Here is a 13,636-nt window from a genome sequence, read left to right as displayed (position 1 = left end):
TTACTTGTCCGGACTGTCGATGGTCAGCTGTTGCAGCGCAATGGTGCTGCTGGCCAGGGGTTGGCTGCGGCCGATCCACTCGCCAGTGGTTGGTTGACCGGCCCGGGATATGCGCGCAACCAGTTGGACTTCGGGGAAGTTGGACAGTTTCAATTGCGGCATCATTGCATCGGCGTCACCCAGTTCGACGGTAACGGGCAATTCGGCGACGGTGACGCGTTTGACCGCCAGAGGTGCCGGCGGGCCACTGACGGCGCGGGCGAAGATGAACACGCTGTCGGTTGGCAAGGCCTTGGCCTTCACGTCGGCGGACAGGCCCACACGTACCTTCATCACAGCCCTTTGGGCGACGCTGCCCCCGCTCTCCTTCAGACTTTGCGCAGCCCGGTCGATGCCGCCTTGCAGGGCAGCACGGGAATTATCTTCCGGTGGCAGTTGGGCCAACAGACGGGTCCAGTAGTCGATGGCCTCTTGATAACGCTTGCCTTCAAATGCCGCAATGCCCAGCAAGCCCAGGCTGGTGACTTCCTTCGGGTCCAGCTTCAAGGCTTCATCAGTGAGCGCCTGCACCTTGGGCGACCACTGTTTGTTGTCGGCAAAGTACTGCGCCTGGGCCCACTGCCCCAGCAGCTCCGGCTGGCGCCCGGCCAGGGCCACGGTGCGCTCGAACACTTTCGCGGCGTCTGCGGAGCGGTCTTGGGCCATATAGGCGCGACCGAGGAAGTACAGGCCTTCGGCCGAATCCGGTTGGGCCGCAGCCGCGCGTTCCAGGCGGTGGGTCATGTCTTCCATGGACACCGGTGGCTGTGAGAATTCGCGGGTCAGCTCGACCTTGTCGCTGGCACCAAAGTGCAGGTACAGGCCCAAGCCAAGGACAGGGACGAGGACGGCGGCGAGCAATGGCAGCGGTTTGCCCAGGCGCGATTCGCGGGGTTTTTCCACACCCTCGGTATCCGCCAGCAGTTCGCGGGCGGCTTCGGCGCGACCGGTGTCGAGTTGCGCGGCGTTGAGCACGCCTTCGTCCTGCTGCACTTGCAACTCGGCGACGCGTTCTTGATACAGCGCCACGTTCAGCGCGGTGCGATCCTCTTCGCGCTGGGCACGGCGGCCGCGCAACACAGGGATCAACAGGAAACTCAGGGCAATCAGAAGCAGCAAGCCGGCTGCGAGCCAGAAATCAATCATCAGTCTTGGTGTCCAGCAATTGGTCGAGGCGTTTACGCTCTTCGGGGGACAGCGCGTCGGAACCATCGGTCGGCGCTGCGCGGCGACGGCGCACGATCACCGCCATCACCACCACGCCGGCCAATAACAGCCCTGCAGGGCCGAACCAGAGCAGCGCGGTCTTGCCGGTGAGGGCCGGTTTGTAGCGCACGAAATCACCATAGCGATCGACCATGAAGTCGATGATCTGCTGGTTGTCCTTGCCCTCTCCCAGCATGCGGAAGATCTCTTTGCGCAGGTCGGCGGCGATGGGAGCGTTGGAGTCGGCGATGTCCTGGTTCTGACACTTGGGGCAGCGCAGTTCCTTGGTCAATTCGCGGAAACGCTCGCGGTCACCGTCCTTGGCGAATTCGTACGTGTCGATGGCGGCGTGGGCCACACCCGCCAAACCCAGTGCCAGCACGGCAGCAACTAACAGACGCTTCATGGCTTGGCCTCATCGACCAGCGCCTGGTACTTGGCAGCCAGTTGCTCGCGCCAGACCACCTCGTCGATCACACCGACGTATTTGTCGCGGATCACACCCTTGGCATCAATGAAGAAGGTTTCCGGGGCGCCGTAAACGCCGAGGTTGAGACCGAGATTGCCGTCTTCATCACGGATGTCCAGTTGGTACGGGTTATGGAACTCGGCCAGCCACTTCAAGGCCGCCGCATTGTCGTCCTTGTAGTTGATGCCGTAGATCACCACGCCCTTCTCAGCCAACTTATTCAGCACCGGGTGTTCGACGCGGCAGGAAATGCACCATGTGCCCCATACGTTGACCAGTGCCGGTTTGCCCAGCAAGTCGGCACGGGTCAGCGTCTTGTCTCCTTGCACGTTCGACAGCGAGAACTCGGGGAAAGGCTTGCCGATCATCGCCGAAGGCAACTCTGCCGGATCCAGGTAGAGGCCGCGATACAGGAACACCGCCACCACCAGGAACAACGCCAGCGGCAACACCATCAACCAACGCTTCATACCGCCGCTCCTTGCATACCCAAGGCTTCACGCACTCGGCTCTTGACCTTGACCCGATAACGCCGGTCCAGCGCGGCCAGCAAACCACCAAACCCTGTGAGTAAACCGCCGAACCAGATCCAACGCACAAACGGTTTCACATGTACGCGCACTGCCCAGGCGCCCTCGCCCAACGGTTCGCCCAGTGCCACATAGAGGTCACGGGTGAAACCCGCGTCGATACCGGCTTCGGTCATCATCGAGCTCTGCACGGTGTACAGGCGTTTTTCGGGGTGCAATACGGCGATTTCCTTACCGTTGCGGACTACCCGCACGGTGCCTTTGTCCGACGTGAAATTCGGCCCTTCAAAGTGCTTGGCGCCCTCGAAGATGAACTGGTACCCAGCAAGGTCCATGGACTCGCCCGGCGCCAGACGCAGATCGCGCTCGGCGCTGTTCTGGCTGGAAAGCACCACGCCCAGCGCACACACGGCGATGCCGATGTGGGCGATCTGCATGCCCCAGTAGCTGCGGGTCAGCGTCGGCAGGCCTTTGACCAGGCCTTTGTGGCGGGTCTTGTCGAAGATGTCGCGCACACCGGCCAGCAATACCCAGGCGGCAAGCAGGAAGGTGGCGAGCACCGCCCAGTTGAAGTCGCCATAGGCAATCCCGGCGACCACGGCCAGGGCCACGCTGCCGAGCAGCACCGGCATCAACATGCCGACCAGCCATTTGACCGGGGTGTCCTTCCAGCGCACCAGCATGCCGACCGCCATCACCACCATCAACAGGCCCATCAACGGGATGAACAACGCGTTGAAGTACGGCGGGCCGACGGACAGTTTGGCGCCGCTCAGGGCATCCAACACCAGCGGGTACAGAGTGCCGAGCAGGATCATCGACGCGGCCACCACCAGCACCAGGTTATTGCCCAGCAGCAGGGTTTCCCGCGACCACAGATTGAAGCCGACCTGGCTTTTGACCACCGGCGCGCGCAGGGCGAACAGGGTCAGGGAGCCGCCAACCACAAACAGCAGGAAGATCAGGATGAACACGCCGCGCTCCGGGTCGGACGCAAAGGCGTGCACCGAGGTCAACACACCCGAACGCACGAGGAATGTGCCCAGCAGGCTGAGGGAAAATGCCGCGATGGCCAGCAACACGGTCCAGCTCTTGAACACGCCGCGCTTTTCGGTGACGGCCAACGAGTGAATCAGTGCAGTACCCACCAGCCACGGCATGAACGAGGCGTTTTCCACCGGGTCCCAGAACCACCATCCGCCCCAGCCGAGTTCGTAGTAGGCCCACCACGAGCCGAGGGTGATGCCGATACCCAGGAACGCCCAGGCGACGATGGTCCATGGCCGCGACCAGCGCGCCCACGCGGCATCCAGACGCCCGCCAAGCAAGGCGGCGATGGCGAAGGCGAAGGCCACGGAGAAACCGACGTAACCCATGTAGAGCATCGGCGGGTGCACGATCAGGCCAATGTCTTGCAGCAAGGGGTTGAGGTCATGCCCATCCGATGGAATCTGCGGCAGGATGCGGCTGAAAGGGTTGGAGGTCATGATCAGGAACAGCAAAAAACCAATGCTGATCATGCCCATCACCGCCAGCACCCGCGCCAGCATCACTTGCGGCAATTGGCGCGAGAACACCGATACAGCGAAGGTCCAGCCGCCGAGGATCAACGCCCACAGCAGCAACGAACCTTCGTGGGCGCCCCACACGGCGCTGAACTTGTAGTACCAAGGCAGCGCGGTGTTGGAGTTATTGGCGACATAGGCGACGGAAAAGTCGTCGGTCATAAAGGCGTATGTCAGGCAGCCAAACGCGAACAGCAGAAAGGCAAACTGACCCCAGGCGGCCGGCTGCGCCAGGCTCATCCATAGGCGGTCGCCGCGCCAGGCACCGAGCAACGGCACCACGGCCTGCACGATGGCGAAGCACAAGGCGAGGATCATCGCCAATTGGCCCAACTCGGGAATAAACAGTGCGGACGTCATCACTTAGCCCTCCTTCGCTGGGGTTGGTGCCGATTGGCCGCTTTCTTTCAACGCCTTGGTGACTTCCGGCGGCATGTATTTTTCGTCGTGCTTGGCCAGCACTTCATCGGCCACCACCACGCCGTCAGCGTTGAGTTTGCCCAGGGCGACGATGCCCTGGCCTTCGCGGAACAGGTCCGGGAGGATGCCACGGTAGGTGATGGTCACGGCCTTATTGAAGTCGGTAACCACGAAGGTCACGTCGAGGGAATCGCCGGAACGTTTCAACGAGCCCTTCTCCACCATGCCACCGGCGCGGATGCGGGTATCAACCGGTGCTTCGCCATTGGCGATCTGGGTCGGGGTGTAGAACAGGTTGATGTTCTGTTGCAGCGCGCTCAAGGCCAGGGCCACGGCAATGCCGACGCCGGCCATGATGGCGAGGATGATCATCAGACGTTTTCTACGCAGCGGATTCACTTTTCGGTCTCCCGGCGCAGACGACGCGCCTCTTGTTGCAGGTAACGCTTGCGGGCCAGGATCGGCGCGGCGACGTTGAGGGCCAGCACCGCCAGGCAGATGCCATAGGCCGTCCAGACATAGAGGCCGTGGTGGCCCATGGCGAGAAAATCACTGAAAGAAGCAAAACTCATCCGCGCGCTCCCAGGCTGCTTTGCACTTCGGCCTTGACCCAACTGGCGCGGGCTTCACGCTTGAGCACTTCGAGGCGCATGCGCATCAGCAGCACGGCACCGAAGAAACAGTAGAAGCCCAGCACCATCAACAGCAGCGGTGCCCACATTTCCACGGGCATCGCCGGTTTTTCGGTGAGGGTGAAGGTGGCGCCCTGGTGCAGGGTGTTCCACCACTCCACCGAGTATTTGATGATCGGGATGTTGATCACGCCGACAATGGCCAGCACCGCGCAGGCCTTGGCGGCGCTGTCACGATTACTGATCGCGTTGCCCAGGGCAATCAGACCGAAGTACAGAAACAGCAGGATCAACATGGACGTTAGTCGCGCATCCCACACCCACCACGAGCCCCAGGTGGGTTTGCCCCAGATCGCGCCGGTGACCAGCGCCACGGCGGTCATCCACGCACCGATGGGCGCGGCGCATTGCAGGGCAACGTCGGCCAACTTCATCTTCCACACCAGGCCGACAACGCCGCACACCGCGAGCATCACGTAACAGGACTGGGCCAGCATCGCGGCGGGTACGTGGATATAGATGATGCGAAAGCTGTTGCCTTGCTGGTAGTCCGGCGGCGCGAAGGCCAGGCCCCAGACCAGGCCGATGCCGATCAGCAACACGGCGGCGATGCTGAACCAAGGCAGCAGTTTGCCACTGATGCCGTAGAACCATTTGGGCGAGCCGAGCTTGTGAAACCAGGTCCAGTTCATTGCTGTTTCTCACGGTTGCTTCTCGTCATTGCGAGAAACGTAGGGTCTTTCTTATGTTGAAGAGCTGACAATGTCGCTGGGTCAGACCTCATTATTCGCCGACGCTGATCTTCAGGCCGGCGGCTATAGCAAAGGGTGTCAGGGTTACCGCCAGGGCGGTCAGGCTACCAAGCCACAGGAGGTAACCGGTCGCCGGCATGCCCATGAGCGCAGCCTGCAAAGCGCCGCTGCCAAGGATCAGTACCGGGATGTACAACGGCAGAATCAACAGGGCCAGTAGCAGGCCACCACGCTTCAAACCGACGGTCAACGCTGCGCCCACGGCCCCCAACAGGCTGAGCACTGGCGTGCCGAGTAACAAGGACAAAAGCAACACCGGCAGGCATTCGACGGGCAAGCCCAGCATCATCGCCAACAGCGGCGAGAGCAAGACTAGCGCGAGGCCGGAAAAAGCCCAGTGTGCCAGCACCTTGGCCAGTACCAGAAGTGGCAGAGGGTGCGACGAAAGGACCCACTGTTCCAGGGAACCGTCTTCGAAATCACTGCGAAACAGCCCGTCCAGCGAGAGCAGAACCGATAAAAGCGCCGCCACCCACACCAGCCCCGGCGACAAGGTTTGCAACAGTTTAGTCTCGGGACCGACCGCCAGCGGGAACAGCGCAATCACGATGGCAAAGAACACCAGCGGGTTGGCCAATTCAGCCGGGCGACGGCACAACAGCCGTGCTTCGCGGGCGACCAGCAGGGCGAAGACACTCATGCCGACCACCGGCCCAGATCAAGGTCGCGGTAACCGGCGGGCATGCGCGCCAGGGTGTGGTGGGTGGTGAGCAAGACGGTTCCGCCCTGCTCGCAATGCCGCGCCAGGTGTTCTTCCAACTGGGCGACGCCTTGCTTGTCGAGGGCGGTGAAGGGTTCGTCGAGAATCCACAGCGGCGGACCAGGCAGGTAGAGCCGCGCCAGGGCCACGCGGCGCTGCTGGCCGGCGGACAGGGTGTGACAGGGAACGTCTTCGAAACCCTTGAGGCCCACAGCGGCCAGGGCCTGCCAGATGGCATCGCGGGAAGCAGGATGGTGCAGGGCGCTGAGCCAGCTGAGGTTTTCTTCGGCAGTGAGCACGTCCTTGATGCCGGCGGCGTGGCCGATCCAGATCAAGTTGCGTGCAAGCTCGGTGCGCTGTTCGTTGAGGGGCTTGCCGTTAAGCCGCACTTCACCGGCCGTGGGTTGCATCAACCCGGCCAGCAGGCGCAGCAAACTGGTTTTGCCGCTGCCGTTGGGACCGCTGATCTGCACCATATCGCCACCCGCCACACGCAGGTCGAGGTGCTCGAACAGCAGGCGCAAGTCGCGTTCACAGGAGAGCGCTACGGCTTCAAGAAGAGGGCTGGTCAAGAGATCGCGGGCCTTTACGGTTCAAGTCGGCGGTGCAGCGGCCGTTATAGAAAGAAGCACAATAACGGCTTTGGCGACCGATTTTAGAGAGCTGGATCAAATAGTTGTGAGGTTTTTAGCGCTCTCTTTGCAGACGGGCGGCATTATACATGCGATGCCCTACGCTAAAGAGGGCAATTTCCCCAGAGACGATGCGCACGATGACCGGCGAGATCAACCTTCCTACGCTTCCTCCCACCCCGGCAGCCGGGCAAAGCTCCGCGCCTGCGCCTGGAGCACTGCTGAAACTGCTGGAGCCGCAGATTGGGCTGATCGACCCTGGGAAAACCGCGAATGCCGAAGTCATCGCCCTTAAACAAGGCGGTGAAGCCTTTCAGTTGCTGCTCAAGCTGACCTTGGACGGCGGCCGCCAGACGCTGGTGCAGGCCAGCAGCGCGCAGCCATTGCCCTTAGGCAGCAATGTGGCGGTGAGCCAGACGCCAGCGGGCAATCTGACCCTCAGCCTGCAACAGGCTTTGAGTGCCAACGTCGCCGCCCTCACCCGCATCGATACCGCCAAAGTCCCGGAAGGTACGCTGTTGCAAGCCAAGGTATTGACCACTCAGATGCTGCCCCAGGGCACGGCGCAACCGGCGATCTATCGTTCGCTGGTGACAGTGCTGAATAACGTCTTGGCCGGCGCGACACTGACGGTGGAAAGCCCACAGCCGTTGCGCGTAGGCAGCCTGCTCAGCGCCGTGGTGCAGAACGCGCAGACCTTGAATTTTGTGCCGCTGAGCGGGCTCAAGGATCAATTGGCGGTCACCCAACAGTTGTCGACCCAGCAAAGTCGCCAGGGCTCCCTGGATGCGGTGTTCACCGCCCTGCAAAACCTGCCCCGTGGCGACAGTACTTCCGCCGATCTGCGCGCCGCCGCCGACCGTTTGCTCGCGGCGTTGCCTGATCTGGCACAGGTCAGTAACCCCAAAGTCCTGGCTCAAGTGATTCAGAACAGCGGCGCCTTTCTGGAGGCCAAATTACTCGCAGGACAGAATCCCCAAATACCACCACTGGACATGAAGGGCGCACTGCTGCGCCTTGTCGCGGACCTATTGCCCGCCCTGCCCGCCAGTACCAACCTCAACGCCATTCTTGCGGCCAACACGCTGGCCCAGGTATTGCCCAATTTTGTGCGCAGCCCACTGAACACGCTGGGCCAAGTCAGCGCGCGGCAGGCACCGGTCAGCTTTCCACTGCCCGAGCGGCTGATGGCGAAGCTTGAAGGCGAAGGCGACCTGGAAAACCTGCTGCGTCTGGCAGCCGGGGCCATTTCCAGGTTACAGAGCCACCAACTGTCGAGTCTGGAACAGACCGGCACCACCGCCGATGGCCGCCTGCAAACCACCTGGCAGTTGGAAATCCCTATGCGCACGCTGCAGGACATCGTGCCGTTGCAGGTCAAGTTCCAGCGCGAAGAACCGGCGCCAGACAAAGACCAGCCCGAACGCAAAGACCGCAAAGACCCCAAGCAAATGCTATGGCGCGTCGAGCTGGCATTCGATATGGAGCCGCTGGGGCCGTTGCAGGTCCAGGCACAACTGACCCAGGGCAAACTGTCGAGCCAACTGTGGGCAACACGCCCGTTCACCGCCAGCCTGATCGAAAGCCATTTGGGCAACTTGCGCGAGCGGCTGGTGACTTCGGGGATCAACGTCGGCGACCTCGATTGCCACCTGGGTACGCCACCACGCGGGCCGAAAACCGGACTGGAGCAACGCTGGGTGGATGAAACCGCATGAAGAACTCCAACCCACCGCGCCAGGCGATTGCCCTCAAGTACGACGGCCAGCAAGCGCCGACCCTGACCGCCAAGGGCGACGATGCCCTGGCCGAAGCCATCCTCAAGTTGGCGCGGGAAAATGAAGTGCCGATCTATGAAAACGCCGAGCTGGTAAAGCTGCTGGCGCGCATGGAACTGGGCGACAGCATTCCGGAGGAGTTGTACCGCACCATCGCGGAGATCATTGCGTTTGCCTGGACCTTGAAGGGCAAGTTCCCGGTGGGCTATGACCCGGAAGCGCGGCCTGTGGAGCGGGACGTCACGGAGCGTGGCGACGACTACTGAATAGCCACAGGCACACAAAGGTCCAAATGTGGGAGGGGGCTTGCCCCCGATGGCAGAGTGTCAGTCACCTGATGTGTGGCTGAAGCACCGCTATCGGGGGCAAGCCCCCTCTCCCATTTGGACTTGTGTTCAGTTCAGGACTTCGCTCAGCGGGATGAAATTAACCCGATCACCGAGTGCCAGCGTCGTCCCTTCCAACACCTCCACAAACCCTTCCGCCCACGCCGCGCTGCGCAGCACGCCAGAGCTTTGGTTACGGTAGATGATCGCCTTGCCCTGCTCGATGCGCCCGCGCAGATACTCGCGACGATTGCCCGGTTTCGGCCAGACGAATCCCACCGGGACTTCGAACCGCAACGGCTCCACGTCGGCCACACCTTGGCGACGCAGGATGTAGGGGCGCGCCAACAGTGCGAAAGTCACCAGGGTCGAGGCCGGATTACCCGGCAGGCCGATTACCGGCACGCCACGGAAATGCCCGACCGTCAGTGGCTTGCCAGGTTTGATCGCGAGCTTCCACAGGGCCAGTTCGCCTTCTTCACGCAGGGCGATGCCAAGGAAGTCCGCTTCACCTACCGACACGCCACCGGTGGACAGGATCAGGTCGACACTGCCCAGGCCCGCCAATCGCGTGCGAGTCTGTTCCAAGTCATCCGGCAGGATCCCGGCGTCGATCACTTCACAGCCCATGCGTGAAAGCCAACTGCACAGCACGCGACGATTGCTGTTGTAGATCTGGCCGGGCCCCAGCGGCAAGCCGGGCTCGATCAACTCGTCGCCGGTGGACAGCACGGCCACGCGCGGGCAGCGCACTACATTCAGACGATCACAGCCGAGGGACGCAGCCAGGCCCAGCTCAATCGGGCCCAAGCGCGTCCCGGCTGACAAAACGAGTTCACCGACCGTGGTTTCCTGGCCTTGAGGGCGGATGTTCTGGTCGGCGTGCAGGGGCTCGGTAAAGCTCACGCGCTCATCGGCGTGGACCACGGCATTTTCCTGCATCTCCACGCAATCGGCGCCTTGCGGCACCGGTGCGCCGGTGAAGATGCGCGCGCAAGTGCCCGCGGCCAGAGGTTCAGGTGCCTGACCGGCAAAGATGCGCTGGCTCACCACCAGCGGCTCACCGGTCCAGTCCGCCAGGCGCAGCGCGTAACCGTCCATGGCACTGTTCGGCCACGGAGGCAGGTCGAGGGTGGAGACCAGATCCTGCGCCAATACCCGGCCATCACACTCGGCCAGGGGCAAGGCGTGCGGCTCGCGGATCGGCGCAGCTTCGGCCAGCGCCAACAGGTGCTGCAGCGCCTCTTCCACGGGCATCAGCGCGCCGGTCTTGCCAGGCTTACCCACGGGATTCACAAGGCGCGGCCTGTTTCAGGTGCGGGACGAAGTTGCAGGGGCGATGGCGGTTGTCCAACTGCTCGGCAAGAATGCCGTCCCAACCCGTGCGCACCGCATTGGTGGAACCCGGCAGGCAGCACACCAGGGTGCCATTGGCCAAGCCGGCCAGGGCACGGGATTGCACGGTGGAGGTGCCGATGTCGGCCACGGATATCTGGCGGAACAGTTCGCCAAAGCCGTCGACCTGCTTGTCGAGCAGGCAGCTCACGGCTTCGGGGGTGCTGTCACGGCCGGTGAAACCGGTGCCGCCGGTGATCAGCACCACTTGCACCACGTCTTCGGCAATCCAATGGGCAACCTGGGCGCGGATCTTGTAGAGGTCGTCCTTGAGCAGTACGCGCTCGGCCAGGTTGTGCCCGGCGGCGGTGAGGCGGTCGACGAAAACCTGGCCCGAGGTGTCGGTGTCCAGGGTGCGGGTGTCGCTGACGGTCAATACAGCGATATTCAGGGGTACGAAGGGCGCATCAGCCTTGGCTTTCATGGCACGGTCCGGTTGTCGGAGGAACAGCCCGGTGTTATATCACAGGCCCCTATTTACCTGCCGCAGCGGAACCTTTATGTCGTTAGATTCTTCGCCCCTTCCCTGCTCGATTTTGCTGTTATCCGGCGGGCGCGGCCAGCGCATGGGCGGCCAGGACAAAGGTCTGTTGGCATGGCGCGGCCAGCCATTGATCGCCCATCTACAGCGCTTGGTGCGAGCGTTGACGGATGACATGATCATCTCGTGCAATCGCAACCAGGACCTCTACGCGCCCTATGCCGACACGCTGGTGAGCGACGACAGCCCGGACTTTCCGGGCCCGCTCGCCGGTATCCGCGCCGGGCTGGCCGCAGCGCGCCATGAGCACCTGCTGATATTGCCGTGCGACGTGCCGGCTATCGACGCGATCCTACTGACCGACCTGCTTAAGACCGCGCGGCAAAACCCATCGGTGCCCGTGATGGTGCGCCACGGCGAATTCTGGGAACCCTTGATCTGCATCATCCCTACACACCTCAAAACCGAGGTAGAACAGGCCTGGCAAGCCGGCGAGCGAAGCCCGCGCAAGATATTCCTGCAATTGGGCGGCGTGGGGCTGGAGTGCCCGGCGGATGACCCACGGCTGGCCAACCTTAATACGCCGGAGCTGTTACAGCCGAGCTCTGACGTGTCAGAATGAACTTTCGCACAAGGAACTTTGGCGACGCCTTACGCGTCTCAAGGTCAGCAATTAAAAAGTATTCTCTCGGAGACAAACCCATGACTCAACGGACCATCGCCGCTCTCATGCTTGCACTGGGCATCGCCACCCTCGCCGGTTGCGCCTCGCCGACAGTGATCACCCTGAATGACGGTCGCGAAATCCAGGCCGTCGACACCCCTAAATTCGATAAGGATTCGGGCTTCTACGAGTTCGAACAACTGGACGGCAAGCAGACCCGTATCAATAAAGATCAGGTCCGCACCGTTAAAGACCTGTAAGTCTTAGCGTTTGCCTACAAGGCCCGCCTCGCGCGGGCCTTGTCGTTTCCGGGGTTACCAATCGAGGTTGATCTGGCTGCGAAAACGACGCTCTTCGCCGGTGACCGGGTCGATAAACCGTACGCCCTGGGCCAGCAGCTTGAGCGGGTTGGCGTAATCGTCGACGGCATCCTTGAGCACGTCCGGGTAGAACGGGTCATTGCAGATGCTCGCCCCCAGCGCGGTCATGTGAACGCGCAGTTGGTGCTTCTTACCGGTCACGGGAAACAGGCCGTAGCGCCAGAGATCGCCATTTTTTTCCCGCACCTCCACCGCCGTTTCGGTGTTGCTGGCGCCCTCGCCTTCCTGCATGCGGAAGAAGGGTTCGCCGTCCACAAGGCGACTTTTGTGCACCAACGGGAACGTCAAACCAGGTAAGGCTGGGGCAATGGCTTCGTAGAATTTATCGATCTGGCGCTTGGGGAACAATTGCTGATAGGCCGAACGGCTGGCGGGGTTGGCGGAGAACAGCACCAGCCCGGCGGTGTGCCGGTCGATACGGTGCAGGGGTACCAGCGACGGATTATCCAGGCGGCGAATCAGGCGGCGCAGCAGGGTTTGCTCGACGTACTCTCCGGCCGGGGTCACGGGCAGGAAATGCGGTTTATCCGCGACCACCAAGTGCTCGTCGGCGTACAGGATAGTTTCCTGCACCGGAATCACCTTTTCGTTCGGCACTTCACGGAAGTAGTAAATGCACAGACCTTCCTTGTAGGCGAGGTCCAGCTTGATGGGGCTGCCGTTGATATCCAATACCCGTCCGCGGGCGATGCGGTCCAGCCAGTGCTCACGGCTGATCGCCGGGAAGTGCTCGCACAGGCAATCGAGCACGGTCGCCCAAGGGCCTGGCGGCAAGTAGAGAGTGCTGGCTTGGTGTTGGGACGCGGAAAAACCGGAAGTGGACATGCCGATGCTCGAAGCCTTGAAAAAACCGATGGGCATTATCCCGCACGACGCGGGATTGAGCCTAGGGCGGATCTCAGGCTTTGGCTAATTGCGTGCGCAGGATCGGCGACGCACTGGCCGCTTCGGTGAATTCCTTGAGCCAACGCAGCACATCCACCGCTTCCCAGCGACCGGGATCGTACAAGGCGTAGAGCAAGCCCTGATAACCCACCACATCCAGTTGCTTGTGGTAACCGGCGCGCTGGAACAACGCTTCGATCTCCGCGAAGCAGGTATTGAAATGCACTTTGTTAAAGGGCGTCTTGCCTTCCGTGACCAAGCCATCGAGGCGCAGCTCGTTCACCGCGTCGCGCACGACGTCGGCGGACATGCGATTGACGCTGCTTTTCAGTTGTTCAACATTCACCACGGGCGTTCCCTCTATTCAATCGCTGTACAAACATACAGTAACGTAATAATTGGAAACCCGCCATCGCATAAACGTCAGCGCAGGAAGGCAACGACCTGTTCAGCGTCAAAGGGCCAGTCCAATTCGGCGCCGGTATCCACCCGTCGAAGCACCGGAATCCGCAGCCCATAGAGGTCGGTGAGATCTTGGGGATCGGTGATGTCAACCAGCTCCACCAACAGCCCGTGTTCGACGAGCGGCATGATTTCGGCTTCGGCAATCTCACAAAGATGGCAACCCAGGGTGCCGAACAACTGGCATTCAGGAAGCATGGCGAAAGGACCTGATCAGAAAACAGATCAACATTCTAGGCTTGCGTAAGACCCGTGGCGAG

Annotated in this window: 18 protein-coding genes; 4 read left to right on the top strand and 14 right to left on the bottom strand. The window is 61.8% G+C overall.

Annotated features, from left to right (window positions below; all coding sequences use genetic code 11):
• From ccmI to ccmA, 9 genes are all read right to left on the bottom strand, one after another.
• Window positions 1–1,185 (bottom strand): c-type cytochrome biogenesis protein CcmI, encoded by a 1,185-nt coding sequence (gene ccmI / locus CKW32_RS05310; RefSeq protein WP_095184241.1) that lies wholly within the window; start codon window positions 1,183–1,185, stop codon window positions 1–3.
• Window positions 1,178–1,651, bottom strand: coding sequence for a cytochrome c-type biogenesis protein (locus tag CKW32_RS05305; protein ID WP_032889105.1), 474 nt, complete (start codon window positions 1,649–1,651; stop codon window positions 1,178–1,180). Before CKW32_RS05305 ends, ccmI begins: the two co-directional genes overlap by 8 nt.
• Window positions 1,648–2,184: a DsbE family thiol:disulfide interchange protein gene (locus CKW32_RS05300; RefSeq protein WP_032889103.1), complete on the bottom strand. Its 537-nt coding sequence runs from the start codon at window positions 2,182–2,184 to the stop codon at window positions 1,648–1,650. Before CKW32_RS05300 ends, CKW32_RS05305 begins: the two co-directional genes overlap by 4 nt.
• On the bottom strand, window positions 2,181–4,169 hold the full coding sequence (locus CKW32_RS05295) for a heme lyase CcmF/NrfE family subunit (protein WP_095184240.1): 1,989 nt from the start codon (window positions 4,167–4,169) through the stop codon (window positions 2,181–2,183). The genes CKW32_RS05300 and CKW32_RS05295 overlap by 4 nt, the downstream gene beginning before the upstream one ends.
• 3 nt (window positions 4,170–4,172) lie before the next feature.
• Entirely contained in the window at window positions 4,173–4,628 is a 456-nt protein-coding gene (ccmE, locus tag CKW32_RS05290; protein WP_032889100.1) for a cytochrome c maturation protein CcmE, read from the bottom strand.
• Window positions 4,625–4,801: a heme exporter protein CcmD gene (ccmD, locus tag CKW32_RS05285; protein ID WP_003172771.1), complete on the bottom strand. Its 177-nt coding sequence runs from the start codon at window positions 4,799–4,801 to the stop codon at window positions 4,625–4,627. The genes ccmE and ccmD overlap by 4 nt, the downstream gene beginning before the upstream one ends.
• Window positions 4,798–5,553: a heme ABC transporter permease gene (locus CKW32_RS05280; RefSeq protein ID WP_032889098.1), complete on the bottom strand. Its 756-nt coding sequence runs from the start codon at window positions 5,551–5,553 to the stop codon at window positions 4,798–4,800. The genes ccmD and CKW32_RS05280 overlap by 4 nt, the downstream gene beginning before the upstream one ends.
• A gap of 91 nt (window positions 5,554–5,644) precedes the next feature.
• A complete protein-coding gene (gene ccmB / locus CKW32_RS05275) occupies window positions 5,645–6,313 on the bottom strand; it encodes a heme exporter protein CcmB (protein ID WP_003189951.1) in 669 nt (222 codons plus the stop codon).
• A complete protein-coding gene (gene ccmA, locus CKW32_RS05270; protein WP_032889096.1) occupies window positions 6,310–6,945 on the bottom strand; it encodes a cytochrome c biogenesis heme-transporting ATPase CcmA in 636 nt (211 codons plus the stop codon). Before ccmA ends, ccmB begins: the two co-directional genes overlap by 4 nt.
• A 200-nt stretch (window positions 6,946–7,145) precedes the next feature.
• On the opposite strand from ccmA, the gene CKW32_RS05265 reads away from it, so the two are divergent.
• Both CKW32_RS05265 and CKW32_RS05260 read left to right on the top strand, forming a co-directional pair.
• Complete coding sequence (locus CKW32_RS05265) at window positions 7,146–8,723, top strand: flagellar hook-length control protein FliK (RefSeq protein ID WP_095184332.1); 1,578 nt, start codon at window positions 7,146–7,148, stop codon at window positions 8,721–8,723.
• Window positions 8,720–9,049, top strand: coding sequence for an EscU/YscU/HrcU family type III secretion system export apparatus switch protein (locus tag CKW32_RS05260; RefSeq protein ID WP_095184239.1), 330 nt, complete (start codon window positions 8,720–8,722; stop codon window positions 9,047–9,049). The genes CKW32_RS05265 and CKW32_RS05260 overlap by 4 nt, the downstream gene beginning before the upstream one ends.
• A 129-nt stretch (window positions 9,050–9,178) precedes the next feature.
• Here the strand turns inward: CKW32_RS05260 and glp are convergent, their stop codons facing one another.
• Both glp and moaB read right to left on the bottom strand, forming a co-directional pair.
• Entirely contained in the window at window positions 9,179–10,405 is a 1,227-nt protein-coding gene (gene glp / locus CKW32_RS05255; protein ID WP_095184238.1) for a gephyrin-like molybdotransferase Glp, read from the bottom strand.
• A complete protein-coding gene (gene moaB, locus CKW32_RS05250) occupies window positions 10,389–10,928 on the bottom strand; it encodes a molybdenum cofactor biosynthesis protein B (RefSeq protein WP_032889090.1) in 540 nt (179 codons plus the stop codon). The genes glp and moaB overlap by 17 nt, the downstream gene beginning before the upstream one ends.
• 76 nt (window positions 10,929–11,004) lie before the next feature.
• Between moaB and mobA the strand changes: the two genes are divergently transcribed.
• Together mobA and CKW32_RS05240 are read left to right on the top strand one after the other, a co-directional pair.
• Window positions 11,005–11,607: a molybdenum cofactor guanylyltransferase MobA gene (mobA, locus tag CKW32_RS05245; protein ID WP_095184237.1), complete on the top strand. Its 603-nt coding sequence runs from the start codon at window positions 11,005–11,007 to the stop codon at window positions 11,605–11,607.
• An 80-nt stretch (window positions 11,608–11,687) separates the two neighbouring features.
• A complete protein-coding gene (locus CKW32_RS05240) occupies window positions 11,688–11,909 on the top strand; it encodes a YgdI/YgdR family lipoprotein (protein WP_032889086.1) in 222 nt (73 codons plus the stop codon).
• 54 nt (window positions 11,910–11,963) lie between these two features.
• Here CKW32_RS05240 and CKW32_RS05235 read toward each other — a convergent pair whose 3' ends face one another.
• From CKW32_RS05235 to CKW32_RS05225, 3 genes are all read right to left on the bottom strand, one after another.
• Window positions 11,964–12,854, bottom strand: a complete 891-nt coding sequence (locus tag CKW32_RS05235) for a pseudouridine synthase (RefSeq protein WP_095184331.1) — start codon at window positions 12,852–12,854, stop codon at window positions 11,964–11,966.
• 73 nt (window positions 12,855–12,927) lie between these two features.
• Entirely contained in the window at window positions 12,928–13,263 is a 336-nt protein-coding gene (locus tag CKW32_RS05230; RefSeq protein WP_032889084.1) for a hypothetical protein, read from the bottom strand.
• Window positions 13,264–13,337: 74 nt separating this feature from the next.
• Window positions 13,338–13,574 (bottom strand): glutaredoxin family protein, encoded by a 237-nt coding sequence (locus tag CKW32_RS05225; RefSeq protein ID WP_095184236.1) that lies wholly within the window; start codon window positions 13,572–13,574, stop codon window positions 13,338–13,340.
• Window positions 13,575–13,636: the final 62 nt, after the last annotated feature.

The sequence above is a fragment of the Pseudomonas sp. Irchel 3H9 genome, assembly GCF_900187495.1.
In the GTDB taxonomy this organism is placed as follows: Bacteria; Pseudomonadota; Gammaproteobacteria; order Pseudomonadales; family Pseudomonadaceae; genus Aquipseudomonas; species Aquipseudomonas sivasensis.
The sequence above is the reverse complement of the archived record's forward strand: the minus strand, read 5'-3'. Positions and strand labels throughout refer to the sequence as shown.